The 22602-nt window shown below is 70.4% G+C and carries 21 protein-coding genes and 4 pseudogenes; 12 read left to right on the top strand and 13 right to left on the bottom strand.

Going from position 1 to position 22602, the window contains the following annotated elements:
• The first annotated feature begins 461 nt into the window (after positions 1 to 461).
• The 4 genes from IE98_RS45520 to IE98_RS0138755 all read left to right on the top strand — a co-directional run bounded on the left by IE98_RS45520 (position 462) and on the right by IE98_RS0138755 (position 2885).
• Positions 462 to 968: a hypothetical protein gene (locus IE98_RS45520; protein ID WP_159401194.1), complete on the top strand. Its 507-nt coding sequence runs from the start codon at positions 462 to 464 to the stop codon at positions 966 to 968.
• Positions 969 to 1218: 250 nt separating this feature from the next.
• Positions 1219 to 1560, top strand: a complete 342-nt coding sequence (locus tag IE98_RS0138765; protein ID WP_030277074.1) for a hypothetical protein — start codon at positions 1219 to 1221, stop codon at positions 1558 to 1560.
• A gap of 175 nt (positions 1561 to 1735) precedes the next feature.
• On the top strand, positions 1736 to 2620 hold the full coding sequence (locus IE98_RS0138760; RefSeq protein WP_052391529.1) for an IS5 family transposase: 885 nt from the start codon (positions 1736 to 1738) through the stop codon (positions 2618 to 2620).
• A 4-nt stretch (positions 2621 to 2624) separates the two neighbouring features.
• Positions 2625 to 2885 (top strand): integrase core domain-containing protein, encoded by a 261-nt coding sequence (locus tag IE98_RS0138755; RefSeq protein ID WP_078661657.1) that lies wholly within the window; start codon positions 2625 to 2627, stop codon positions 2883 to 2885.
• 235 nt (positions 2886 to 3120) lie between these two features.
• Here the strand turns inward: IE98_RS0138755 and IE98_RS0138750 are convergent, their stop codons facing one another.
• Positions 3121 to 3933 (bottom strand): hypothetical protein, encoded by an 813-nt coding sequence (locus tag IE98_RS0138750; RefSeq protein ID WP_159401193.1) that lies wholly within the window; start codon positions 3931 to 3933, stop codon positions 3121 to 3123.
• Positions 3934 to 4411: 478 nt separating this feature from the next.
• Between IE98_RS0138750 and IE98_RS0138745 the strand changes: the two genes are divergently transcribed.
• Entirely contained in the window at positions 4412 to 6019 is a 1608-nt protein-coding gene (locus IE98_RS0138745) for an SMI1/KNR4 family protein (protein WP_030277066.1), read from the top strand.
• Between the two features lie 40 nt (positions 6020 to 6059).
• Here the strand turns inward: IE98_RS0138745 and IE98_RS43795 are convergent, their stop codons facing one another.
• From IE98_RS43795 to IE98_RS45510, 3 genes are read right to left on the bottom strand one after another with little or no spacing between them, the layout of a single operon-like run.
• Complete coding sequence (locus IE98_RS43795; RefSeq protein WP_234443859.1) at positions 6060 to 6383, bottom strand: hypothetical protein; 324 nt, start codon at positions 6381 to 6383, stop codon at positions 6060 to 6062.
• Positions 6380 to 7543, bottom strand: a complete 1164-nt coding sequence (locus tag IE98_RS50320) for a hypothetical protein (RefSeq protein ID WP_199923047.1) — start codon at positions 7541 to 7543, stop codon at positions 6380 to 6382. Before IE98_RS50320 ends, IE98_RS43795 begins: the two co-directional genes overlap by 4 nt.
• Positions 7543 to 8241, bottom strand: a complete 699-nt coding sequence (locus tag IE98_RS45510; protein WP_159401191.1) for a hypothetical protein — start codon at positions 8239 to 8241, stop codon at positions 7543 to 7545. The genes IE98_RS50320 and IE98_RS45510 overlap by 1 nt, the downstream gene beginning before the upstream one ends.
• A gap of 336 nt (positions 8242 to 8577) precedes the next feature.
• Here IE98_RS45510 and IE98_RS0138725 point away from each other — a divergent pair.
• Positions 8578 to 9755 (top strand): annotated as a pseudogene (locus IE98_RS0138725) (IS3 family transposase).
• Positions 9756 to 9783: 28 nt separating this feature from the next.
• Here the strand turns inward: IE98_RS0138725 and IE98_RS0138720 are convergent.
• The 3 genes from IE98_RS0138720 to IE98_RS0138705 form a co-directional block, all read right to left on the bottom strand.
• Positions 9784 to 10008: a hypothetical protein gene (locus IE98_RS0138720; RefSeq protein WP_030277058.1), complete on the bottom strand. Its 225-nt coding sequence runs from the start codon at positions 10006 to 10008 to the stop codon at positions 9784 to 9786.
• Between the two features lie 393 nt (positions 10009 to 10401).
• Positions 10402 to 11217 (bottom strand): RNA ligase family protein, encoded by an 816-nt coding sequence (locus IE98_RS0138710; protein ID WP_199923045.1) that lies wholly within the window; start codon positions 11215 to 11217, stop codon positions 10402 to 10404.
• 140 nt (positions 11218 to 11357) lie between these two features.
• Entirely contained in the window at positions 11358 to 12350 is a 993-nt protein-coding gene (locus IE98_RS0138705) for a hypothetical protein (RefSeq protein WP_030277055.1), read from the bottom strand.
• A gap of 430 nt (positions 12351 to 12780) precedes the next feature.
• Between IE98_RS0138705 and IE98_RS0138700 the strand changes: the two genes are divergently transcribed.
• From IE98_RS0138700 to IE98_RS0138690, 3 genes are all read left to right on the top strand, one after another.
• Positions 12781 to 14385, top strand: coding sequence for a DUF4331 domain-containing protein (locus IE98_RS0138700; protein ID WP_030277053.1), 1605 nt, complete (start codon positions 12781 to 12783; stop codon positions 14383 to 14385).
• Between the two features lie 2 nt (positions 14386 to 14387).
• Positions 14388 to 15131 carry a class F sortase gene (locus IE98_RS52135; protein WP_078661656.1) on the top strand — a complete coding sequence of 248 codons (744 nt, stop codon included), beginning with the start codon at positions 14388 to 14390 and terminating at the stop codon, positions 15129 to 15131.
• A 91-nt stretch (positions 15132 to 15222) separates the two neighbouring features.
• Entirely contained in the window at positions 15223 to 16515 is a 1293-nt protein-coding gene (locus IE98_RS0138690; RefSeq protein ID WP_234443858.1) for a tetratricopeptide repeat protein, read from the top strand.
• 34 nt (positions 16516 to 16549) lie between these two features.
• On the opposite strand, the gene IE98_RS0138685 is transcribed toward IE98_RS0138690, so the two are convergent.
• The gene (locus tag IE98_RS0138685) at positions 16550 to 16882 is read right to left on the bottom strand and encodes a hypothetical protein (protein WP_030277047.1); all 333 of its coding nucleotides are present in this window, start codon (positions 16880 to 16882) and stop codon (positions 16550 to 16552) included.
• A 33-nt stretch (positions 16883 to 16915) separates the two neighbouring features.
• The gene (locus tag IE98_RS0138680; RefSeq protein ID WP_052391524.1) at positions 16916 to 18568 is read right to left on the bottom strand and encodes a hypothetical protein; all 1653 of its coding nucleotides are present in this window, start codon (positions 18566 to 18568) and stop codon (positions 16916 to 16918) included.
• A 462-nt stretch (positions 18569 to 19030) separates the two neighbouring features.
• Between IE98_RS0138680 and IE98_RS0138675 the strand changes: the two genes are divergently transcribed.
• A complete protein-coding gene (locus IE98_RS0138675; RefSeq protein ID WP_030277043.1) occupies positions 19031 to 20119 on the top strand; it encodes a HoxN/HupN/NixA family nickel/cobalt transporter in 1089 nt (362 codons plus the stop codon).
• 148 nt (positions 20120 to 20267) lie between these two features.
• Here IE98_RS0138675 and IE98_RS51585 read toward each other — a convergent pair.
• Positions 20268 to 20561: pseudogene (locus tag IE98_RS51585) on the bottom strand (FTR1 family protein); the annotation flags it as partial.
• On the opposite strand from IE98_RS51585, the pseudogene IE98_RS52745 reads away from it, so the two are divergent.
• Positions 20532 to 20597: pseudogene (locus IE98_RS52745) on the top strand (hypothetical protein); the annotation flags it as partial. The pseudogenes IE98_RS51585 and IE98_RS52745 overlap by 30 nt on opposite strands.
• A gap of 110 nt (positions 20598 to 20707) precedes the next feature.
• Positions 20708 to 21172 (top strand): rhodanese-like domain-containing protein, encoded by a 465-nt coding sequence (locus IE98_RS0138660; RefSeq protein WP_052391523.1) that lies wholly within the window; start codon positions 20708 to 20710, stop codon positions 21170 to 21172.
• 180 nt (positions 21173 to 21352) lie between these two features.
• Here the strand turns inward: IE98_RS0138660 and IE98_RS52740 are convergent, their stop codons facing one another.
• From IE98_RS52740 to IE98_RS52425, 3 genes and pseudogenes are all read right to left on the bottom strand, one after another.
• Positions 21353 to 21586, bottom strand: coding sequence for a DUF6296 family protein (locus IE98_RS52740; RefSeq protein ID WP_420706263.1), 234 nt, complete (start codon positions 21584 to 21586; stop codon positions 21353 to 21355).
• 13 nt (positions 21587 to 21599) lie between these two features.
• Entirely contained in the window at positions 21600 to 22004 is a 405-nt protein-coding gene (locus IE98_RS0138655; protein WP_078661652.1) for an STAS domain-containing protein, read from the bottom strand.
• Positions 22005 to 22323: 319 nt separating this feature from the next.
• Positions 22324 to 22455: pseudogene (locus IE98_RS52425) on the bottom strand (DUF2267 domain-containing protein); the annotation flags it as partial.
• Between the last annotated feature and the right edge of the window lie 147 nt (positions 22456 to 22602).

The following is a 22602-nucleotide window of genomic DNA, read 5'->3' as shown; positions in this document are numbered from 1 at the left end:
CCAGAAGCGGGGAGATCAACTGTCCACCGGGGACTTTCCACGTCCGCCAGTGGGGAGATCAACTGTCCGCGAGCGGGGAACTCCTACTGTCCCTTGACACAAGGGCAACCTGAACTACTGCTACACCTGATCGGCCTGCTCGTCACAAACACTATGCGGCAGCGACAGCGATCCCTGCCGCAGTGAGCGCCGACACCGGCTGCCGGCCGCGCCACCGGACTCCAAGCTGACCCGCGCCCTGCCGACGCCCTCGCTGTCCGGCCCGTCGCCTTGACCCGATCCAGCCGGACCCGCACCCGGCGATACGCCTCCACGGGCCGGCCCGCCCTCTTCCGCTACCGGGCCTGGCCAGCCATAGACCTGGGCGACCCAGCACGGGCAGGCCCCGAGCGGGGCGTCCTTGGCGGCGCCGCAACCCGCGTGCCGCATCACAACCTCCACCACGAAAAAGAGGAACATTCATGACCGCACGTCGAAGCACTGCCACGTCCCTCCGAGCGAAGGCGGCCCGGGCCGCCATGGTTTGCGCGGCTGCCGTCGCCGCCCTCGGCTTGACCACGACCCAGGCGATGGCCGGTGGCACCTGGGACGCGCAGGCGGCGAACTTCACCCTCAACCAGGGCGACTGGTACGCGGGAAGCTTCGTCAACTCGTCGAGCGCGAAGCTGGTCTTCCAGAGCGACGGCAACCTGGTGCTCTACTCCAACGACGGTGGCCGGGCCCTGTGGGCCAGCGGCAGCTACGGCCAGGGCGTCAACCGTATGGTTTGGTCGGCCTCCGGATACATCAAGCTGCAGCACGACAACGACATCGTCTGCACGATCGGGAAGCTGGATTCCGCCCCGGGCGGCCGCGCGATGGTCCAGGCCGATGGCAACTTCGTGTTCTACCGGTATGACGGCTCCGCCGCTTGGTCGAGCGGCACCTACGGTCTGTCCCAGAGCACCGTGGACTACTGCGCGTCGTAGCGACTGTGTGACGGGAATCTTGTTTGCGTACAACCCGGCCTGACAGCCGGGACACCAACGAGGACTCGTCGGGACACTGGATGTGAGGGCTGGTGTGGCGGCTGATGCCGCCACACCAGCCCCTCCTCGATGTCACGCAGGCGCCGTCGGCCAATGATGGGTTCGGCTCGTTCAGCCGCGGCACCGGGGGAGCCTTCGCCTCGGCCGTTCTCCGAAGCTGGTTCGCACTGCTGGCTGGGAGACTGAGTTCATGGCTTCCAGCATTTTCGTTCAGTACACCAAGCTTCCGCGGACCAGCCCCATTGACCTCTGGGCCCGGTTGCGGGAGCTTCTGCGTGCTCAGGGGCTTGATCCCGATGTGACAATCGTCGTCGACCTTTTGCAGGAGAGCCTCAGTCACGAAGAGGACCAAGTCATCTCCGACGAGGGCAGCGTCTACAGGTTCAACCTCGTCTACGACCAACTGGCAGAAGATGGTGCCCGGAGCGCATACCTCCACAAGTGGACCGACATCACGGAATCCTGGCAGACCAGCGCGTTGGCCAGGCGGACCGCAGACGCCTTCACGTGGAAGTCCCGACGCGGGCATTGAAGCCCGGGCTTGATCGTGCTGGGTGAGGCCGGCCTGCAGGTGAAGATGGCCACCGTTGATCATCGTGAGTTGGTCGATCCCAGGTTTGACGCTATGACCCGTCCTGCAGGATCGTGAGGACTTCCTCGCGCCGCCAGAGGCTCAAGTCGCGGCTGAGGGCAAGCGCCCCGTCGGCATGCGAGGCGGCAGCTGTGGAATCGCCTCGTGCAGGCCTGCCGTCCCATCATGCATTCTCGACCCGATCCGCGACCAGTTCCTCGCGCTCCTGCCTGTGCGCGAGGACCGGCACCCGCTGGGCTGTCACAATCCTCGGTTCAGCGACGCCGTCGTCTTCGACCGGCGGGTGCAGGTCCTGGTCTTCGGCTGCGGATACGAACGCGCCGCCGACGAGCACTGCTCGGCCACCACCTTGCGCCGACGCCGCGACGAGTGGATCGCCGACGGCGTGATGGAGAGCCTGCGGCTGCTCGCGCTCGCCGCCTACGACCACATGGTCGGCCTCAAACTCGACCGCCTCAGCGCCGACGGCTGCATCACCAAGGCGCCCTCCGGCGGTGAATGCGCCGGGAAGAGCCCGGTCGACCGCGCCAAACTCGGGCTGGAACGCTCTCAGTTGACCGACGGCACCGGCATACCCCTGGTCACCGAACCGGCACCGGCCAACACCCGCGACCACACCCTGCTGCCCGCCACCCTCGACCGCTTCACCGCCCTCGAACAGGCCCTCGGGCCGCTGCCGGAGTATCCACGTCTCGCCCTGGACGCCGGCTACGACTACCGGATCGTCCACGATGACCTGGCCGGCCGGAGGATCGACGCCCGCATCGCCCCGCGCGGCGCGAAGAGCCCGATCCAGACCGGCGGCCGGTGGGTCGTCGAACGCACGAACTCCTGGATGAACAACTTCGGCAAGCTCCGGCGCTGCACCGAACGTCGGAGAGCGGCCGTCGAGTTCTTCCTCGCCCTGGCCGCCACCGTCATCACGGTCCGCTGCCTGATCCGACGCGCCTGGACCCTCTACCGCTGGAACACCCGCCCTCGAAGCCCACGAATCCGATGACCTACTGGCGGACGCCCTTATAACAGGCAAGTTCGGAGTCCGACTGTCGGTCGGCCACACCGGCCAGTGCTGGGACAACGTGCTCGCCGAGTCCTTCTTCGCCACCCTCAAACGCGAGTTGCCCGGCGACCGCCCCTGGCCCAGCCGGGCCGCAGCACGGACCGCGATCTTCGAGTGGATCGAAGCCTGGTACAACATACGCAGGCTGCACAGCAGCCCCGGCTCCCGCAGTTCCGCCGAATACGAGACTGCCCTGGCGGCCTGACCACCGCACCAACGGTGTCCGTCAAAGCGGAACAAGCTCAGGGTGCGACGGTTCTGCCACACGGGCTCGATGCGGCGTCTGCCGGCGGCATTCCTGGACGCCAGCCGCGCGGATCGTGCTGCGGCCCGACCCGGCCGCCACCGTCGCCGCCACACCGAGCACTTGGCGCACCAGCAGGCAGCGCGGGCAGTGGGCGCCGGTCAGCGACGGCTCATGGAGGGCGCCCAGCGGGATGTCACTGCTGGGGCGCGGCCAGATCGCCGGTCTCCATGTACACCTCCTGCGTCGCCTCCAACTGCACGGCGAATCCGTGGAATCCGCTCGGCGGCGCGGTGGCGAAGAAGACCCCGCGGACACGCTCCGGGGGCACCACTCGATGGTCGGCGTTGTCGGTCCGCTCGCCGATCTCAACCGGTTCGGCCGAGGCGAAGCGCTCTGCGAAGAACTTCTCCAGGGTGGCCTCGTCGTCGGGCAGCTGGTCCCCGCGCATGTCGGTCGCGGTGCTGGGGACGGGCCGGACGGTGAGGACCTGGTCGAAGTTGGGCGCGCCCACGATCCGGTGCGCGAGATGCAACTGCCCGCCGCGGCCGAAGCAGAGGTAGGACAGCTGGCTGTCGTCTCCGTGCTCCGCCTGCACGTCGAGCTCCTGGAAGTGCACGATGCTCTGGACGGTGACGACAGCGCGTTCGGCGAGCGGCGGGTGCTTCCCTCCCTTCCGCTCGAAGTGACCACAGAAGAACGTACCGGTCATCGAGGTCCGCCGAGGACCGGTGCCTTTCGGATCGAGTTCACTCATCGGGAAATCGTCGGGAATGAAGGTGTCGTAGGGCTCTTCGGGAACGGCATGCCGATGGGAGCGGAGTACCGAGCCGACGGCGTCGTCCACTCCGACCTGCAGGATGACCTGGTAGTTGTGCGGGGCCATGAACATCGGCAGATGCGACATGTAGATGACGTCTCCGCCGACGACCAACATGCCGTGGGAGCCGAGTGTCGGGTCGCCGCCGTGGCCGCCGTGGTGTGTTTGGTGTCCGTGGTGCATGTCCATTGTCGTCCCCTTGATGTCGGGCGATGGTGTGTGGCAGACGGAGTCCGCGGGGCGGCGGACAAGGAGTGCGTCCGCGACCTGGGCAGCGGGTTCTGGGATCGTCCTGCCCTGCTCGGACCCCCTGGCCGGGCGTGACGCCGTCCATGGATGCGCGACGCTGACGACGAGAACCCCTTCATCCGGACGGGCCGCACCCGCCACGGTTTCCCGGCCCTTTGCTTCAGTTCCCTCCGCTGTCAGCTTCTCCCGCCGCACCACGGTGAGCATGGTCTGTACACCAAAGGGGTGATCAAGCCCCGCCGCAAAGGCCACCGGATTTCCCCGCGACAAGTCGCTGCAGCTAGCTGGGGCACAAGTAATTCGATCTTGCAAAGCGGCTGGTTGATCCTGCGAAAGTTCCTGGCCGGGACACCCCTGACCGACTCTGTCGTGGTCCCCTGCGATGATCAGCGGAGTGTCGACAGAAGCGGAACAGAACATGGCCGAGCTGATTGAGCAAGGCGTCGCGCGGGTGGTCAGGACAATCGCGGCGAACGCACCGGAAGGCTGGACAGAGGCGGTGCTCGTCAGCACCGAAGGCCTCTCCGGCCTCGGCGTCTCCGGCGAATGCGTGCTTTCCGACGCGACGCCGCGGCCGCTCTATTTCGCCGGCCGCTTCCAAGACCTGAGCGACGTGACGGCGGCAGTGGGCACAGCTCACGGTTGGGAGCGCACCAGACTGGAAATACGGTGCCGGCCGTCCGGGGAGTACTCGCTGGTCGCGTCCCATGACGTCGTCTCACGCCTCCACGGAGAGCGTCCGGGCTTCCTGGCTGTGCTGGATCACGGCTACCGGCTCTCCCCGGCGGGGTACGCCCAGAACGAGGGCACGGCCGGCCCGGCGGGCGACCCGGAGCTGGCGCTTGCCCGGCTTCGTGCCTACCTGGAGCGACGCGCCGAGATCCTGGGACGCTCCGAGACACTGCCACCGCCCGTGACCGAGGCGGCCCTCGCCGACGCGGAGCGCCGCCTCGGCCGACCGCTGCCCGCCGACCTGCGCGCGCTGTACCTGGCCGCGGACGGCAGCGGGGATGACGCCTGTGGCCTGTTCGGCAACCTCAGCTGGATGCCGCTGGCCCGGCTGGTCGGCGCCAACGCCGACCTGCGGGAACCTGTGTGGACCGGCTGGGAGAACCACTGGGACGCGGTCGTCCTGGACGCCGACCCGCCCGGTACGGTCCGGCGTTGCCACGAGCACCCCGCGTGGCTCCCGTTCGCCACTGCCGACGATGGCAACTACCTGGCGGTTGACATGTCCCCGGCCCATGCCGGACTGCCCGGACAAGTGATCGAGATCGGCCGCGACTACTACGACGGGCCGCTCTACCTCTGCGACTCCGTCACCTCGCTCCTCGCCCGCTACCTGGACCTGCTGGATCGGGGCGCCTACGAGGTGGAGGAGGACGACGTCGACTACATCGACTTCGTGGAGGGGCCGCGCGAGCCCGGGTCCGATCAGGAGCTGCGATCCGGCGGAATCCCTCACACCGTGTCGCCTGATCTCCAGGCCGTTCTGATCCAGGTCAACGCCCCTACCAGCCCGATGGACCTCACCCCGCTCGCTGCCGCGCCCCACGTACAGAAGCTCGAACTCAAGCGCCGCCCTGTCACCGACCTGACCCCCCTCCGGAACCTGCCTGTCGAGTCCCTGGCCGTCAGTCTCCACGGAGGCGACCTCGCACCGCTCGAGGGCCACCCGCACCTCAGCTCGCTGGACCTCGCCACCACCGCCCCGGCTGACATCACCCCGCTGCGTACGGCGCCGAATCTGCGCTGCCTGGATCTCTCCCAGGCCACGGTCCAGGATCTGACCGTGCTCGCGGACTTTCCGCACCTGCGCTACTTGGCCCTCACCGGCAGCCAGTGGGCCGTCTTGCTGAACGAGGACAAGGTGCCGCCCTCCTTGGCCGCCGCCCGCCTGGCCGAGCGCGACGCGTCCCACGCCGAGGCGCTGTCCTGGGCGGCGAGGCTTGGCTTGCCCGTTGGGGCGTCTTACGTCATCTCCGGGACTCTCGCTTCGGACGGTGATACCGGCTACACCCGGTAGACGTCCGCCAGCTTGGCAGATGGTCGAACTAACCATGGCCTCATGGCTGAGGGTGCGCCGACAAAAGCCGCAGGCTGGAGGTTGGCGTGGTCGGTTCTGTTCTCAACTGCTGCTTCTCCAGAGTGAGTTGGTTGACGCTCTGAACGAGGGCCTGGACATCTGCCCGTAGCCCCTTGAGCTCCTCGGCGTCCTTGGCCCTCAGTTCCTTGAGTTTGACGATCTGCCTGCGCAGGCGGGCCTCGCTATCCGGAATCTTGCCGCGGTCGCGGACCTTGGCGTAGAAGTCGTTCTTCAGGTCGAGGTGGCGCTGGGTGAGGGCGTTGCGGGGGACGCCGGCTTCTTGGGCGAGGGCGACGATGGTCATTGCACCGTTGGAGTGCTCGGGAGTGCCGGCGAGAATGCGGTCAATGGCGGCACGGATGCGGTCGCGTTCGTCGAGGGCGGGTGCGGCGGTCGGCGTGGTGCCGGTCGGCGAGGGCGGTGAAGCGGCCGGCGGTAGCGGTGAGGCGGTCGGCGAGCGGACCGGGCAGGTGGGTGGCCTGGCGGGCGAGGTCTGGGCGCGGTGGCGCAGGTGCTCGGCGTGCTGGTCGGTGCGGGCGATGTTGGCACACCCGGCGATGCAGCGGTCGAGAGTGGGGGTGCTGGTGCTGCTGGGGGCGTGTCGCGGTGGCACAGGGCCTGGTCACGTTTGTAGACGCACATGAGCAGGGTGTTCGGGTTGTCGTAGATCATCAGGTCGTCGTTGGCGAGGTCGCGGCGGGCGGTGGTGGCGGTGATCGCGGTGCCGGCGAACTCGGGGGCGCGGGCGGCGACCTGGATGGCCCGACGCGCTGCTGGACCGGAGATGCCCCCACCGTATTCGAGATGCTGGTGGAGGTTGGTGGCGGTGTCACCGACGGCGCGGACGGTCTCGATGTCGAGCAGGGTGTGGATGCCGTCGCGGCTGCGGGAGGCATGGCCGGCAGAGATTGCGGTGCGTAGGTGCCCGTACTGGATCGCGAGGGCGACGAGGCCGCCGGGGCGGCGGGCGATGTGCCAGGCGAGAGTACGGCGGAAGCGGGCGCCGGCGACCCTGCCGTGGGGGTCGGGTGGGATGGCCTCACGGGCGAGGCCGTGACGGGCGGCTTCGGCGTTGGCCCAGGTGATGAAGTCCTCGATCCTCCGGACCATGGAGCTCGCGGTGAGGGAGCCGGTTGCGGGCCTGGGGCTGGTGAAGTGGTGGGTGCGGCTGTCGAAGAGCAGATGGCCGTCGGGGACCATGCGTTCCAGGACGCGGATGGCGTTGACGACGGGGGCGATGGCGACCCAGGGCAGGGCGCGCTCGGTGCCGCGCGAGAGGTGGTTGCCGTCCTCGTCGCGGGCGGTCTTGAACTCGCGGCCGCGGACGAGGTGGCGGCCCGGGGTTCCGTCGGGTTCGGGCGGCGGGTCGGGGCAGCAGCCGGTGCGCAGGCCCAGCACCTCGCCGGGGCGCATGCCGGTGAGGTAGGCGATGACGATGAAGCAGGCGGTGCCGAGGTGGCGCATCAGGGAGGGGACTCGTCCAGGTTCACCGCTTCGCGCCACGGCTGTCCGTGCACAGTTCCCCTGATCGGAGTACGCAGAGGGCAGGGGCCCGGCCTCAGCCGGGCCGCCCGGGTCAGGCCGCGCTTGGCGTATTGGTTCACCTGGTCCATGGAGGCTCCGGTGAGCGCGGCGATGTACTGGCGGGCAAGGACGGTGCGGCCCCGGTAACGGATCACGGGAACGGACGCGCCGGTGGCACCGAGCAGTTTCGTGTAGGCGTCGAGGGCCGCGAGGCCGGTTCCGGTCGGGGTGGTGGTCTTGGCGACGGCAAGGACCTTCTGGTGCTCGGCCCAGGCCGTGAGGACGTCGTCGGCCAGGTCGTCGACCATGCGCATTGCCCACACCAGCAGGGGTCCCATCGTCGCCTCGGCGATGGCGTCGGTGGCGTTCTCCCCACCGCTCGTGGATGCGGCGGGCAGGTAGTCGTCGGCACCATGCTCGTCCCAGGGCGGCCGGCCGATCCCGGCCGGGCGGGCGGTGAGTTCGTCGAAGGCCCACAGGCGGGTCAGGGCCAGGAGCGCCTGGGCGACGGAGCTTCGGCTGCCCCCGGCCTCGCGCAGGTGGGTGGCGTATGCGTAGAGCATCTCGGAGTCGCAGTCGGCGAAGGTGCTGGAGCCGTGGGCCGAGAGCCATCGGGCCAGGTCCATCCACACGCGCACGGTCGTCACGGTGCCGGCGACGCTGGTGCGAGAGCGAAAAGTCCGGGCACGCTCGCGCAGGAACGTCGGGCGGAGCTCCCCGTTGATCAGCATCCACACCAGCAGCCGCAGCTCCCGCGGGAACGGCTCGGGGCAGTTGCGCCAGTGGATCGACGACGTTTCCTCGCTCGGGTTCTCGATCAGCGGTGCGAGAGACCAGATGTCCTCCGCGAAGCGGGAGTTCAGGTGCGCACGGCCTGCAGCGACGCGCTGCGGTGGGACGACCGGACTGAGGTGACCCCCGGAGTGTGGACACCCCTGACAATCGGATCCGAGGATCCGGGAGGGGAAGTCCAGGTGGGACGGCCGGCGAAGTACAGCGACGAGTTCAAGCGGGATGCGGTGACGCTGGTCCGGTCCACGGGCCGGACGGTCGAGTTGGTGGCGGTGGAGCTCGGGGTGAACCGAGAGACACTGCGGACGTGGGTGCGCCGCTCCGAGCGGGCGGACGCGGTCTCGGGCGGGTTGGGCGCGGACGAGCGGGCCGAGCTGGCCCGGCTGCGCAAGGAGAAGCGCGAGTGGGAGCTGGAGCGGGAGGTCCTGCGCCGGGCGGCCCAGTATTTCGCGAAGGAGATGAAGTGAGCCGCCGCTGGGTCTTCATCTCCACTGCCGCCGAGGAGTTCGGCGTCCAGCGGCTGTGCCGGGTCCTGGGGGTCTCTCGGTCCGGCTTCTACCGGTGGCAGGCCGGCGCGGAGGTCCGCCGGGCCCGCGAGCGGGCCGACGCCGAGGCGACCGCGGAGATCCGGGCGGTCCACGCCGAGCACGCTGGTGCCTACGGGGCCCCGCGGATCCACGCCGAGTTGCGGGCCCGCGGCCGGCTCATCAACCGCAAGCGGGTGGCACGGCTGATGCGCGAGCACGGCATCGTCGGCCTCCACCTGCGCAAACGCAAGCGGACGACCATGCGGGACCACACCGCGCCGCCGGCGCCGGACCTGCTCGAGCGGGACTTCACCGCCGCGGCGCTCGATGTCCGCTGGTGCGGCGACATCACGTATATCCCGGTCGGGTCGTCGTGGCTCTACCTGGCCACGGTGATCGACATCTGCTCGCGCCGCGTGGTCGACTGGTCCATCGCCGATCACATGCGCGTGGACCTGGTCGTCGATGCGATCGAGGCAGCCGCGGCTGCCCGCGGTGGGAACGTCGCGGGCGTGGCGTTCCACACCGACCACGGGGCGCAATATACGAGCCGGGCCTTCGCTGCCGCCTGCCGCCGCAACGGCATCCGCCGTTCAATGGGACGTGTCGGATCCAGCTACGACAATGCTCTGGCCGAGTCGTTCTTTCAGGGGCTGAAGCGGGAGTTGACACACCGGCTTCGGTGGACCTCGAAGGCCGACGCGCGGCTCGATCTGTTCCGCTGGCTTTCGTACTACAACCACCGTCATCGGCACCCGGCTCTGCAGTACCTCACACCCGTCGAGTTCGAACAGCGGTTGGTCAACTCCGCTAACCTCGACCTCGCAGCATGAACCCGGTGTCCACGCTCGGGGTGCAACCTCAGGCGTCGGTACGCACCACCTGGCGGGTCGCGATGAGGTGCTCGACCTCGGTGGCCCACGAGGCGATGCTGCCGGTCTCGGGCAGCCAGGCGATGATCGCTTTGTTGGCGGCCATCGCGTGCGGGGCACCGGTCAGGCCGGCGCCCTTCGCGGTGCCGCCGGTCGCCGGACCGCTCTCCCGCACCGCGCTCGCGCTGTCCAGGCCGGAACCGTTCGGGCCCACTGCCGGAACGCGGCAGACGGCCGGTAGCACCGGAACCCGCACTCCTCCCGGAGTGTGACAGCACCTGCGGGCGCAGAGCCGATCCGCCCACGGCGCGGGCCCGAACGGGCCGGTACCGTGCGACGGTCAGATCCGCTGGATCAGGAGCACCACGATCCACCCGAACATGATCAGACTGATGCCGGCTGTGCACCCGCAGCCGGCATTCAGGCAGCCGTCCTCACGATTGGTCACATCCGCGTCCACACAGCCCTCAACTCACCGGATCCGTAGTACAAGGCATCGCCGACCGGTTACTTCGGCGGCCGGGGGCCGGTCGCGGATGGCCCAGTGCCCAGCGCGCCGGGAGTACCACCCCCGCTCCAGGCCGGGAACGCGCGGGCCGGCCGGGCTTCAGACTGCCGTGGGGAAGTCCTTGCGCTTGATCTTGGCACGGCGGCCGTCGGAGTGGTGGAACACGATCCCCTCCGCCAGACTGCCGGGCGCGTAGCGGCTCTCCAGTTCGGCGAGGAACTCCCGCAGGCCGTCGTAGCTGCGCGGCACCGCCTCGTACACCGGCACCTCCAGGTCGAACGGCACGCACAGGTAGCCGTCCAGCCCCAGCGGGTTGCCCTGGATGCGCGGGCCGAGGGCCTCGCAGGCGTGCTCGCCGTCCGGCCAGGTGGCCACGTCGGTGTTGCGGGCCGCGGCCAGGATCCACTTGTCCTCGGGGCCGTGCTCGTCGGTGTCGACGTACCAGCCGTCGACGATGCCCTGCTGCTTCTGCGCCTTGCTGGGGTTGCGCCGCTTCTCCACCCGCACCAGGTGGCCCCCGCGGACGGTCAGGCGGACATTGGTGCCGTCCAGTTTCTCGGTGGGCGCGCCCTCCCCGGCGAACACCCAGGCGCACTCGGCGCGCGGGCGGTCCACGACGCGGAAGTCGCCGTCCCGCTCGAACAGCGTGGGGATCTTCTCCATGACCTGCCTGCCTCTCCTGACCTGCCCGACCAGTTCCTCGTGCGTGATCGCCCCCGCGGCCAGGCCGCCCGCCAATGACCGCACCAGGTCCGCGACGGACACCCCGGCATCCACGGCGACGCGCTTCAGCGCCTTCTTTTCCTCCGGCGAGACCCAGGCGACCAGCCGCGACCAGCCGTCCGGCGGTACCCAGCGCGCCAGTCGCTCCGGGTCCTTCCGCGGCCGGCCGCGGCGTTTGACCTCTTCTTCCATGGCCGTGAGCCTAGGAGCAGATTTGATGTTGTGTCAATTGGCATAACAGAAATTCGGCCGACCAGGAGCCGGCCCGCCGTTCCGGCCTGGAAGGCCACCGACCGAGCGGCCGTTCGGGAACCTCGGGTGCGGCCGTCGGCTCAGCCCTGCGGCCTGCCGATCCACCCCCTGGTGGTCAGACGCGGGCGTTCGGCCAGAGTTCGGGAACGTCTCCGCTGTCCCGCTTGTGCTTGGGCCGGCGTTCGGCGTGGATGAGACGCACGGTCGCCAGGGGTCGTCGGTGGGTGGGCCGTGTTTGGCGGCCTTCTTGAGGTCGCGGGCGGTGGGCAGGGCGAGGACGGTCGGGCGGCCACGCTGTTCGCGGCGAAGCTGTTCGCAGGTGGGGCATTCCAGGCGGTCCGGTTCGGCCTGCTCGCCGAGCTCGCCCGAGTGTCGTGTTCGCCGCCGAGCGGGCCGTGGTGGGTGTAGCAGGGGTGCAGGGCGTCGTTGTGGGCGCGGGCGGCCAGCAGCTGCGCCAGCCACTCGGCCCGTTGGGCGTCCCGCTCGGCCTGTGCCTTCCGCTCCTGCTCGGCATGCTCGGCGGCTTGGCGTTCGGTGCGGCGCTGGGCGATCAGGGCCCGGTCGGGCCGGTCGTCGAGGGCGTCGGTGAGGGTTTGCCAGTCGGAGCGGCCGAAGCGCCACCAGGCGGGGCCGAGGAAGCCGTGCTCGCGCAGGCGGGCGGTGGTGGTGGCCAGGACCTGGATCTGCCCCCGGAAGCTGTAGTAGGTGACGCCTTCGTCCTCGTGCCGCATGCCGGCCCAGTGGTCGCTGGTGGCATCGCGCAGGGCCTTCATGCGGCGGCGCAGCGCGTCGGCGGTGAAGCGGGGCCGGCTGCCGCGGGTGCCCGGGGCGAGAACGAACGCGACGGGCGGGCGCACCACGTGGGCCGGGGTGTAGCCGTAAGGCCGGTCGTGTGCGGTCCCGTAGGTGACTTCGAAGATGGTCCGGTCGTAGCCGTCGGTGTCCTTGACGACCTTGTCGAACCAGCGTTTGTAGTTGTCGAGTTTGGCGGCGACGTCGACGATGTCCGTCATGGTGCCGCGGTCCAGCTCAAGGAACAGGACCGGGATGCCGAGCTCCGGTGCGCGCAGCACGGCGTGGAGTGGGCCTGAGGGTCGCTGATTGGGCCGGGAGCCGGACCCGCCCGCCCGGATTCCGGACGGGCGGGTCGTTTGCCCGGGCTCGTGGCTGCTGGCTTACAACGGGGTCGGCTTGATCACGGCGAACGGTGCTCCCCGGGTCGGCGAGTCTGCGTGATGGGCTGTGGCGTCCCGGATGGCCCACCCGGGAAGCAGGCGGGATCTGTCCGTGGTGACTTTATGTCAGGCCTACGACTCCCGTGCGCGGTACTTCAGCACGCTTTCGAAGCGGTCTTCGACCGGCCCGGCGAGCGGAGCGCCACCCACGTGCGAGGCAGTCCTCAAACCACTCCGTGCCAGGAGGCGATCACTCGTTGCTGCCCGTCCACAGGTCGTCGGAAGCCAGCGGGACGCCGAGCCGGGCCGACTTCAGAGAGAAGTGATCATGCAGCCTTCGCGTTCCTCGCGTCATCCGGCGTTCGCCCGTCGTGCCGAAAAGCCGATGGCGGGCCTGGGTGTCCTGGCCCTGGCCGCCGCGGGTGCCTTGGCCGGGCTCGCTCCGGGTGTCAGCTCGGCGTCGAGTCACCGTGAGGCCCCGCTGATCGCGGGTGACCCGCGGGCGGACAACACGGACGTATACGCTTTCACCAGCCCGGACAAGCCGGACACCGTCACGCTCATCGCCAACTGGATCCCGTTCGAGGAGCCCAACGGCGGCCCGAACTTCTACGCGTTCGCGGACGATGCGCGCTACAACATCAAGATCGACGCCGACGGCGACGGCAGGGCCGACACCACCTACACCTGGACGTTCAGCAACCACTACCGCGACGACGCCAACCAGTTCCTCTACAACACCGGCGTCGTGAACAACCTCGACGACCCGACGCTGAACTTCCGCCAGACCTACACCCTCACCGAGACCCACGCCGACGGGTCCTCCAAGACGCTGCTCAAGGATGCGATCGCGGCCCCGTCCAACACGGGCCAGGCCTCGATGCCGAACTACGCGTCCCTGCGCCAGCAGGCCATCCGTGACCTGCCCGGCGGCGGCCAGACCCTCGCCGGCCAGGCCGACGACCCGTTCTTCCTCGACCTGCGGGTCTTCGACCTCCTCTACGGCGGAAACCTCAAGGAGTCCGGACACGACACCCTGAGCGGCTACAACGTCAACACCATCGCCATCCAGGTGCCGAAGAAGGACCTGGCGCTGAAGGGCGACCCAACACGCAACCCCGTCGTGGGCGTGTGGTCCAGCACAGACCGCAAGGGCGCGGATGTCGTCGACAAGGGCGGCGAGGGCAAGGGCGAGGCGGCTTTCCACCAGGTCTCCCGGCTCGGCAACCCGCTGATCAACGAGGTCGTCGTCCCGATCAAGTACAAGGACGCCTTCAACGCGCTCAGCCCGGAGAAGGACGCGACCGTCACCCCGGTGGTCGACAAGGTCAAGGACCCGATGGTCCCGCAGCTCATCCAGAGCATCTACGGCATCCCGGCCCCCGCGACCCCCCGTAACGACCTGGTCGAGATCTTCCTCAACGGCATCTGCAAGGCCTGCGGCCCCATCCAGGCCGACCTGAACTCCCAGCAGCTGAACGCCGACGTCAACAAGGCCAAGTTCCTGCCCGGCGAGGAACTGCGACTCAACATGGCGGTGCCGCCGTCCCCGTCGCCCAACCGGCTGGGCGTCCTCGGCAACGACCTGGCGGGCTTCCCCAACGGCCGCCGGCTGACCGACGACGTGGTGGACATCGAACTTCTGGCGCTGGAGGGCGCTGCCCAGACCGGCAAGATCGTGCCGGCCCTCGCCGCAGGTGACGGCGTGAACGCCAACGACCACGCCTTCGGCAAGACCTTCCCCTACGTCGCACTGCCGAACACGGCAGCCGTCAACCAGGCCACCTCCGACAACCCCGGCGGCAGCGTCGCCGCCGGCTTCGGCGGCCTGGCATTGCACCGCGTCCCGATCGCCGGCACCGCTGCTCTCGCCGGCGGTGTCCTCCTGACCGGCGCCGCCGTGATCGCGCTGCGCCGCCGGCGCAGCTCCTGACGATGGAGCCTTTGTCGGGCCCGGGTCGCCCGTCCCCCGCCGCCGGGGACGGGCGACCGGGCCGTGGCAGCAGCACCAGAACCCGTCGCGGTGCGGTGGTGACGGCTCTCCTGATCGGTCTGGCTCTCACGGGGGTCGGCGCGGCGAACCTCACGTCGGCCCCGGGATACGGCGGTCCCGCTGCGGTCCGCGACATCGGTGAGCTCCCCTCTGCCGTGGCCGGCGAGCCTGCCGGCCCGGAGGTGCTCCGGGCTCCGCCGACACGGCTTCGCATACCCCGCATCGGGGTGGACACCGCGCTGACCGACCTTCAGGTCCAGGGCGACGGGCACCTCGCGACGCCGGACGATCCGAACGTCGCCGGCTGGTGGAGCCAGGGGCCGGCCCCCGGCAGCCCCGGCGCGGCCGTAATCGTCGGCCACGTCGACTCGCTGACGGGACCGGCAGTCTTCGCCGGCCTGTCCGTCCTGCGCCCCGGGGACACGATCACCGTCGAGGGCAACGACGGCACAGTCACCGACTTCACCGTGCAGGCCCTGCGCACCTATGCGAAGGACGACTTCCCCGACGGCCTCGTGTTCGAGGGGAGCACGGTTCCCAGCCTCCGGCTCATCACCTGCGGCGGCACGTACGACCGGGACACCCGCGAGTACCTGTCCAACTTGGTGGTCTTCGCCGTCCCCACCAAGGCCCCCGGCACCGATCCCACGAACGAGCCCACGGCGGAGTCCGGCACGTCGACGTGAAGACCGCCGCACACAGCCCACCGCCCAGGAGTACGCCTTGGCCACGACCGACCCCATGCCCCCGCGACGTCATCGCCTGCGATCCGCGGCGGTGGCCGCAGCCCTCGGCGCCGGGCTCTTCCTGGCCGGCGGACTCGGCCTCGCACCCCAAGGCGGCAGCGCCGTCCAAGACTCGCCGCACGACTCCGCCGAGGGTGCCGGCTCCGGGGCAGGCCGGGACGCAGCCATCGTCGGCCTGCAGGAACGGCTGCGGACGGCCCCGGACGACGCCGAGGCCCTGGGTTCGCTCGGCCTCGCCTACATCCAGCAGGCCCGGACGACGGCCGACCCCTCGTACTACCCCAAGGCCGAGAGCGTTCTGACGCACTCACTCTCCGTACAGCCCGCTGACAACGCCACCGCGACCGCCGGCATGGCCGCCCTCGCGGCAGCGCGGCACGACTTCGCCGCCGCACTGGACTTTGCGCAGAAGGCCGTCGCGCTCAGCCCCGACAGCTCGACCGTCTACGGGATCCTCGCCGACGCCTACACCCAGCTCGGCCGGTACCCGGAGTCGTTCGAGGCGGTGCAGCGCATGGTCGACCTCAAGCCCGGGACCCCGTCGTTGTCCCGCGCCTCGTACGCGTGGGAGCTGCGCGGCGACACGGCGGCGGCCACCGGGAACATGCAACGCGCCCTCGACGATGCCAACACCCCGGCCGACCGGGCATTCACGCTCTACCACCTCAGCCTGCTCGCCCTCGACAACGGCGACGCCCGGACGGCCCTGGCCCGCGCCGAAACCGGCCTGCGCGCGGCGCCCGGCACGGCCTCGCTACTGGAGGCCAGGGCCCGGGCGGAAGCCGCCCTCGGCAACCCGGACGCCGCCGTCGCCGATCTCCGACAAGCCGTCGCCCAGGTCCCGCAACCCGAGTACGTGCTCGAACTGGGCGACCTCCTCCAGTCCCTGGGACGCTCCGCCGAGGCGGCGCATCAGTACACCGTGTTCCGCGCCGAGCAACAGCTGCTCGCCGACAACGGCGTGGCGCTCGACACCGACGCGGCGCTGTTCGAGGCCGACCACGGCGACCCCGGCAAGGCCCTCGCCATTGCCGAACAGGGACTGCGGACCAGGCCGTTCCTGGAGATGCACGACGCCTACGCCTGGGCCCTGCACGTCAACGGGCGCGACCGGGAGGCACTCGGGCAGTCCGACCGGGCACTGACGACAGGCATGCGCAACGCGCTCTTCCACTACCACCGCGGCATGATCGAAAAGGCCCTCGGGAACCTCGCCGATGCCCGCACCGAGCTCACGACCGCACTGGCGATCAACCCCGCGTTCCATCCCTTGGACGCGCCGGCCGCGCGCACCGCGCTCGCCGCCCTGCCCTCCTCGCCCTGACAAGCACCGGCGCGGCGGCACCTGCGGGGCAGCTCTACTTCGCTGTGGCCACGTGCTGCGCATCGCCGCCGAGCTGTGTGTACAGCTCCGTCCAGCGGCGGTCGGCGTCGGTGGGCGGCTTGCCGTCGCAGAATGCCTTGGTGCCGTTGGCGGTGTAGAAGTGCATCATCTGCAGCACGGCGGCGGGATCGGACTTGTCTCCGCCGGTGTAGCGCGTCCCGGGCAGGGTGCTCTGGTGCTGCAGGCAGCTCGGGGACGGCGTGCCGGGTTGGGCGTCGAAGCTGCCGTCCCGCCCGGTGGCGCAGGCGGTCAGGAGGGGAGCGGCGAGGAGGGCGAGGCACAGCAGGTGCGCCGGGCGGGTGGTCATGGCGGTCGGCCTCCGGTAGGGGGAAGGGTTTCGTCACAGGGTCGACGGCAGGCTGCGGACCATCAGGCCCAGCCCCACCGTCAGGATCAGCAGCGCGGTCAGCAGACCGCTGTACGGGGTGATCCGGCGCAGCCGGCCGAGGAGCGGGCCTTCTGCCGCACCGGCCATGCGGTCGCCGACCCGGACGAGGAGCAGCCCGACGGTGGTGAGCGTGGCAGCCATGCCGAGGCCGTAGGCGACCACCAGGGCCGCACCGAAGAGTGTCCGGCCGAGTGCAACGGCGCCCAGCAGGACGACCAGGGCGGAGGGGCTGGGTACCAGTCCGCCCGCGATGCCCAGCCCGATGAGGCTGCGCCGACGTGAACCGGGCTCGTGGTGATGATGGTGGCTTCCGCCGAGCAGTCCGTGTCGGTGGCTGCGGGGTTGGTCAGCGTCGTGGTGCGCGTGCGCGTGGTCGTGGTGCGCGTGGTCGTGGCCGTGGTCTTGCTGGTCGTGCGCGGTGCCGGCCTCGTGGTCGTGGTGGTCGTGCGCATGCGGGTGCACGTGGTCGTGACGGCTTGTCGGCGTGGGTGCCGTCGCCGCGTGAGCGAGTTCCTTCGCGGGTTCCGTGCCGCTCTCGGGGCTGTCGGTGACCGGGGTACGGCGTACGAGACCGCTTGTGCGCGCACGCCGGACCGCGTCGCGCAGCAGCCCGACGCCGACGAGGGCGACCAGGGCACCGCTGAGCACGCCCAGCCACCCGAGGAGGACGTCGCCGGCCAGTGAGGAGAAGACGGTCAGGCCCAGTCCGAGGACGAGGACGCCGGCCGTGTGGGTCACGGTGACGGTGGCACCGACGGTGACCGCGTCGCGGGTCCGGCCGCTCCGCCCGGCCAGGTAGGCAGCCATCACCGTCTTGCCGTGGCCGGGCAGCAGGGCGTGGCCGGCGCCGAGGACGACGGCGAGCAGCACGGCGAGCAGGCCCACCGGCAGGGTGAGCCGCTGCGTGGCGCCGAGCTGGGTGAGCCGGGCGTCGAGGCCAGCCAGCCAGGCCGTGGGACCGGAGCCGTCCGCCCGGACGGTGGTCCCGATCGCCGTGGCGCCGCCGCCGGGCCGGGCGTGGACCTCGGCGCGGGTCACTCCCTGCGGGCTGGCCAGCAGGTCGCGCGGGTAGTCGCGCAGCTCGTTCGAGACGGAGCGGGCGGGGACGTCCGCGTGGTCGAGGGTGGTGCCGTCACCGCGGGCGGTGATCTCGTTCCAGCCGACCCGGCCGGGGTCAATGCCGCTGGCGATGTGGAGGGTGGTGCCCGCAGCCGGAAGCTGCAGGGCCGCCCGCAGCGTGCATTCGAGTCTGCTGGTGCGCAGGCCCGCGGCGCCGTCCTGGTAGGCGAACCGCGCCGACTCGGTGCTCCAGGCCAGGGTCGCGGCGGGCTGGTCGGTCGTCACCTTCAGGCGCTGGGCGGTCTGGGTGCACCGGGCGCCGGCCCAGGCGGCACGCTCGGCGTCGTCGACCGTGCCGTCGCCGTTGCGGTCGACGCTCGGCTGCTCCTGGAGGGTGGGGATCTCGGCGGTGTCGGTGACGGCGAGGACCTCGACGCCCTCGGGGTGCACCGTGAACCCGAGGTAGTGGTTGAGCGAGAAGTTCCCCAGCGGGTGGGCGTCGGCGGCAGGCGCTGTCAGGCTGAGCAGGCACAGCGCGCCTGCCACCGCCGCACCTGCCCGGGAGAGGGGTCGTGGGACCAGCACGCTGGGCCTCCGGGGACGGGGCCGGCCGCCGCAGCCGCGAAGCGCCCGGCCGGCGAGAAGAGGGATGAGGCCAGGACGGCCCACACCACCATCGCCGCCACGAGCTCCCGGACAGCGGCCACCGTGCCGATCCGCCGACGAGACCACCCCCGCGGAGCAACGACGCGCGGGCATCCGCGCCTGCAGGTCGAGCACCGGATCGCCTGCGGTAGCTTCGGGTCGAGGGCGCCGGTCGTGAAACCCATCGCGCCCCCGGCGCGCCCCGTGACACGGCCTCTCCCTACGGGAATGGTGCAACGACGGGAGTGATGCACCCGGATGCAGCGTCTCGCCGCCGAGGTAGGAAGGACACCCGTGACCTCCTCGCCCGTAGCCCACTCCCAGCCCATGCCAAAGTCCGGTCGCACGCGGGCCGTGGCCCCGATCACCTGTCAGGAGTGGCAGAAGCTGGCCGCGATGGCCAGTTTCATCGTCGCCCTGCACCTCGTCGGCTGGGTCACGCTGGTTGCCGTCGTCGCCCCCGAGCACCACCTCGTCGGCACCAAGTCCTTCGGCATCGGCATCGGCGTCACGGCCTACACCCTGGGTATGCGGCACGCCTTCGACGCCGACCACATCGCCGCGATCGACAACACCACCCGCAAGCTCATGGACCAGCGCAAGCGCCCCCTCGCCGTGGGCTTCTGGTTCTCCCTGGGGCACTCGTCCGTCGTGTTCGCCCTCGCCGTCCTGCTCTCGTTCGGCGTGAAAGCCCTCGCCGGCCCACTCCAGGACGACGGCTCCCGGCTCCACCGGGTCACCGGTCTGATCGGCACGGCCGTCTCCGGCTCGTTCCTGTACCTGATCGCGATCGTGAACCTGGTCATCCTGGGGGGCGTCTGGAAGGTGTTCCGCCGCATGCGTACTGGCCGCCTCGACGAACAGGCGTTGGAGGAGCAGCTCGACAAACGCGGCCTGATGAACCGCCTGCTCGGCCGGGTGACGGGGTCGGTCGGCAAGCCGTGGCAGATGTATCCGTTGGGGATGCTGTTCGGGCTCGGGTTCGACACCGCGACGGAGATCGCACTGCTGGTGGTGCTGGCGGGCTCAGGGGCCGCGTCCGGCCTGCCGTGGTACGCCATCCTCCGCCTGCCGGTGCTGTTCGCCGCAGGGATGTGCCTGCTGGACACCATCGACGGGTCGTTCATGAACTTTGCCTACGGGTGGGCGTTCTCCGAGCCGGTCCGCAAGATCTACCACAACCTGACCATCACCGGCCTGTCTGTCGCCGTCGCCCTCATCATCGGCACTGTCGAACTGCTCGGCCTGCTCGCCGACCAGCTCGACCTGCACGGCGTCTTCTGGGGCTGGATCTCCGGGCTCGACCTCAACACCGTCGGCTTCGTGATCGTCGGCCTGTTCTTCGCCACCTGGATCATCGCGCTGGCGGTGTGGAAATTCGCGCGGATCGAGCAGAACCGGACCGCCCCCGGGACGCCGGCTGCGCCACTGACCGCGCCGAGCGAAGGCTGACCGTGCGCGGCGGGCGCCGTGCACGGATCGCGGGAGCCGTCCGTATCGGCCGCCGCGGTGGATCGGCCGCCCGGGCGCGGTCGGCCGAACGGTTCGAGCCCGCTCCGGGTACGGGAACGGGCTCGAACCGTATGGTGCTGCCGGGTGGTCAGGAGGCGGGTTCGGCCTCGACGGGCACGGGCACGGCTGGCTTGGGCGCGGCGCCGCCCGAGCCGCTGAGGAAGAACACCAGGGTCGGCACCAGGTAGAGCGCCCAGGCGGTGAGCTGAAGGATCGTCGGGTCCGGCTGGAAGTTGAACACGCCCTTGAGCAGGGTGCCGTACCAGCTGTCCTTCGGGATGACCGAGGAGATGTCGAACGCCAGGTCGTGCATGCCGCCGATCCAGCCGGCCTCCTGGAGGTCGTGAACGCCGTGGGCGACCGCGCCTTCGGCCCGCACCACGTCCACCAGGTAGTGAATCCGTCTTGGGCGGAGCACGCCGTGTCGGTCCACGTCTACTATCCTCCGCTGCCCCTGATGCGCCGGTACACCTGTGACGGCCGGATCCTGCGGCTGGCGAAGACCGAGCAGTCCCAGGAGTGGTGATCATGACCGTGACCCCCAAGAGTGTCGACCAACTGCTGGATGAGACCCGGCACCGCCTGGACCGCCTGACACCGGACCAGGCCGCCGCAGCCGCACGTGAGGAAGGGGCCCTGCTGGTGGACACCCGGTACGGCGCTCTGCGCGACCGCGACGGTCTCGTCCCCGGATCGGTCGTCGTGGAACGCAATGAACTCGAGTGGCGCCTCGACCCGCAGCCCCCCTACCGGTTGCCCCAGGTCACCGGCCACGGCCTGCGGGTGATCGTGCTGTGCAACGAGGGCTACGCCTCGTCCTTCGCCGCGGCCTCGCTGCGGCAGCTCGGACTGTGGCGGGCCACCGACGTGATCGGCGGCTTCCAGGCCTGGGCGGCCGCCGGCCTGCCGGTCACCCCACCGGGCCCGGAGCCGTCCGCCCCGACTTCCCGCCTGTCCCCGCACGCGCCCGACCCGTCTGGGCAAGCGGGCTGATTCCGCCGGTCGGGGACCCCCGGTTCCGCCGAAAGCGGTCGGGGCGCGTACACGGGGACAGGGCCTGCTCTCACCACCAAGGTCACGATCGCGTGTGTCGGCGCGAACAGCCGGGGGCAGCTGCGGCGGTGACGAAGAAGCAGTCTTGGTGCCCGGGAACCGAGGGCCGCGAGCACCAGGTCAGGGCAGTGGCACGGCGTGAAGGCAAGTATGGCGGCCGGGCCCCGGCAACGCGGTGAGCGGCCGGGCCGCCTCTCCTTCGATCGCCACCCGGAATGCGCCCGCCTCATCTGCGTACACCGGTGCCCCGGCAGCGGTGTACGCGCCGGTGGGACGGACGACGACAACCTCGGGCGGCCCGTGCCGACCGGGCGGGCCTGGCAGGGTGACCGCGTAGCGCTGGGGTCTGTCCATCGGTCGCCTCGCCTCATCTGGTGTGCGGTTCGGTGTCGGCCAGGGCGGCCCGGACACTGTCGTGGATGGTGAGCACCTCGTCGGCGCCGGTGATCTTCAGCAGTCGGCCGGCCTGGGGGGTGGGTGCAGCGAGCACGAGTGGAATGCCGGCGGCGCACCAGGCGATCCGGGTCTTGAGGAGCGCGTTGAGGCAGGTGGAGTCGCAGAAGGTGAGGCCTGCGAGGTTCACGACCAGTCGGGGCGGGCACTCGGCCACGGCACGCTCGAGCGCGCTCTCCAGCCGCTGGCGCTGGTCGTGGTCGCTCTCGCCGTGCAGGTGGAGGACCTGGGCGGTGCCGCTGACGGTCGTGGTGGTGATCTGCAGCAGCGGTACGCAGACACCCGTGTTTTCGGAGCGTGTGCCGTTCCGGGAGGACATGAGGGCTCCCTTCTGGCCGGGGAAAGGTGTCTGTTCGCAAGCCTGCCCCCGGGCCGGTGGCCTCGGCCGAGACGACGCTATCGCCGAAACGACGGCCCGACTTCGAAGCGCTCCCGCGCCGACGGGTCGGACCCGCTGCTTCAGGCGACGGCGGCCAGGTCCGCGCGGCCGAACAGCAGGGCGTAGCCGCGGGGCAGGTGGGCGAGGATGCGGTCGGTGAGGTTGTCGTCGGTGAGGGTGGTAAGGGCGGCCAGGGCGGAGGAGGTGTCCCAGCGGGCGGCGGTGCGCGGGCCCGGTCGGGCAGGGCGGCGGCGAGGTCGCAGCGCTCCTCGCCGGTGAGCTGGGAGCCGAGGACGGCCAGGACCACGTCGAGGACGCGTTCGGTTTCGTCGTCGGTGGTGTAGCGGCCCAGGGTGCGGACCTGCTGGAGGAGGTGGCGGTAGCGGGTCATGACCGTGGGGCCTTCCAGGGGCTGGCCGCCGGCGGGTCCGCGGCCGGGGTGAGGGGTGGTCAGGGTCGTGTCCCTGCGGTCGGGCGGCCGAACAGCAGGTCGTAGCCGGGTGGCAGCTGGAGCAGGACCTGGTCCATGAGGTGGTCG

Origin of the sequence: Streptomyces sp. NRRL B-24484 (assembly GCF_000717715.1) — a bacterium.
GTDB lineage: Bacteria > Actinomycetota > Actinomycetes > Streptomycetales > Streptomycetaceae > Kitasatospora.
Note: the sequence above shows the minus strand (reverse complement) of the source record. Positions and strands in the feature narration are given on the sequence as shown.

What these genes read in the sequence shown, in the direction of transcription:
- IE98_RS45520 (WP_159401194.1), top strand. Translation starts at nt 462, where the DNA reads ATGACCGCACGTCGAAGCACTGCCACGTCCCTCCGAGCGAAGGCGGCC.
- IE98_RS0138765 (WP_030277074.1), top strand. Translation starts at nt 1,219, where the DNA reads ATGGCTTCCAGCATTTTCGTTCAGTACACCAAGCTTCCGCGGACCAGC.
- IE98_RS0138760 (WP_052391529.1), top strand. Translation starts at nt 1,736, where the DNA reads ATGCGAGGCGGCAGCTGTGGAATCGCCTCGTGCAGGCCTGCCGTCCCA.
- IE98_RS0138750 (WP_159401193.1), bottom strand. Translation starts at nt 3,933, where the DNA reads ATGGACATGCACCACGGACACCAAACACACCACGGCGGCCACGGCGGC.
- IE98_RS0138745 (WP_030277066.1), top strand. Translation starts at nt 4,412, where the DNA reads ATGGCCGAGCTGATTGAGCAAGGCGTCGCGCGGGTGGTCAGGACAATC.
- IE98_RS43795 (WP_234443859.1), bottom strand. Translation starts at nt 6,383, where the DNA reads ATGACCATCGTCGCCCTCGCCCAAGAAGCCGGCGTCCCCCGCAACGCC.
- IE98_RS50320 (WP_199923047.1), bottom strand. Translation starts at nt 7,543, where the DNA reads ATGCGCCACCTCGGCACCGCCTGCTTCATCGTCATCGCCTACCTCACC.
- IE98_RS0138710 (WP_199923045.1), bottom strand. Translation starts at nt 11,217, where the DNA reads ATGGAAGAAGAGGTCAAACGCCGCGGCCGGCCGCGGAAGGACCCGGAG.
- IE98_RS0138700 (WP_030277053.1), top strand. Translation starts at nt 12,781, where the DNA reads ATGCAGCCTTCGCGTTCCTCGCGTCATCCGGCGTTCGCCCGTCGTGCC.
- IE98_RS52135 (WP_078661656.1), top strand. Translation starts at nt 14,388, where the DNA reads ATGGAGCCTTTGTCGGGCCCGGGTCGCCCGTCCCCCGCCGCCGGGGAC.
- IE98_RS0138685 (WP_030277047.1), bottom strand. Translation starts at nt 16,882, where the DNA reads ATGACCACCCGCCCGGCGCACCTGCTGTGCCTCGCCCTCCTCGCCGCT.
- IE98_RS0138660 (WP_052391523.1), top strand. Translation starts at nt 20,708, where the DNA reads ATGACCGTGACCCCCAAGAGTGTCGACCAACTGCTGGATGAGACCCGG.
- IE98_RS52740 (WP_420706263.1), bottom strand. Translation starts at nt 21,586, where the DNA reads ATGGACAGACCCCAGCGCTACGCGGTCACCCTGCCAGGCCCGCCCGGT.
- IE98_RS0138655 (WP_078661652.1), bottom strand. Translation starts at nt 22,004, where the DNA reads ATGTCCTCCCGGAACGGCACACGCTCCGAAAACACGGGTGTCTGCGTA.